Annotated in this window: 1 protein-coding gene and 1 pseudogene; both read right to left on the bottom strand. The window is 62.5% G+C overall.

What is annotated here, in order from left to right:
* Window positions 1-194, bottom strand: a pseudogene (locus V6C16_RS14285) (glycine/sarcosine/betaine reductase complex component C subunit alpha); the annotation flags it as partial.
* An 11-nt stretch (window positions 195-205) separates the two neighbouring features.
* Window positions 206-919: DUF5940 domain-containing protein (locus V6C16_RS14280; protein ID WP_333543562.1), on the bottom strand; the 714-nt coding region annotated here is incomplete at its 5' end.

The following is a 919-nucleotide window of genomic DNA, read 5'->3' as shown; positions in this document are numbered from 1 at the left end:
CCGACCCCCACCACAGTCAGGGCGGCATCTTCCTTCATGGCCGCGGTCGCAGCCGTGATAAACTCCATATCCGAATGCTCGCCCCCGGCAGCCATGAGTCCTATGCGGCACGGTTCGCGCCCGCTGCGCGCCCGCGTCACCAGGTCTTCAAGAGCCTTGCCGAGCATGGCACGCTTGTCATTTTGACCAGCCATAGCCCCTCCTGTCAGCTCTTTTGCAGATTGGTCGCCAGATCGCCCAGAGCGGTAAGCAGCATTTCCGTCACATCCGCCTGACTGATGTCCTGCGCCGCGGGGACGCTTCCCGGCGCTTCCATAATAAAGGAGACGCCGTCAGCCAGATTGGTCAGGCGGCCCAGAAAGAGGCTGCCCTTGCCGATGATCATGGCCCGCTTGATGCGCCCTTCTTTCATGGCCTCAAGGGCATGACCCACATAGGGAACGCCCGAAGGGATATGCCCCTGGGTGTGCGCAAAGCCCGGCATGCCGCGCTGTTCCACAAACTTCGGGATGTCGCCGCGCTCTATCTGCCCTTTCATGACCGCCAGAGCAGCGATCATCTTGTAGTTGGCTTCCGGCACGTTGCCCGCGCCCGCAGGCAGGGTGATCTCGGCGTTGTGCAGTTCAGGGGCATACTTGTCCACGTCCGTCAGCTTGAGGCCCACGCGGGACAGGGGGTCAAAGGTCAGGGCCGTCGTGACGGCCTGGGGCGAAGCCCCGGCCCCCACCGTATGCTTGCCGATGCCTTCAAGCCGCATGACAGGCGTCTGCCCGTCATCGGGAACCAGCAGCATGGCAAAGCTGCCCACGCAGTTTTCAAGCGGAACAACGCCCTTTTTAATGTGGTCGCGGGCATTCATGTACAGTTTGGGTACGGAGCCGCCGCTGATGACAGCCACATTGGGCCGCACACCGCTGGA

This window comes from Desulfovibrio sp. 1188_IL3213 (assembly GCF_036763145.1).
GTDB lineage: Bacteria > Desulfobacterota > Desulfovibrionia > Desulfovibrionales > Desulfovibrionaceae > Desulfovibrio.
Note: the sequence above shows the minus strand (reverse complement) of the source record. Positions and strands in the feature narration are given on the sequence as shown.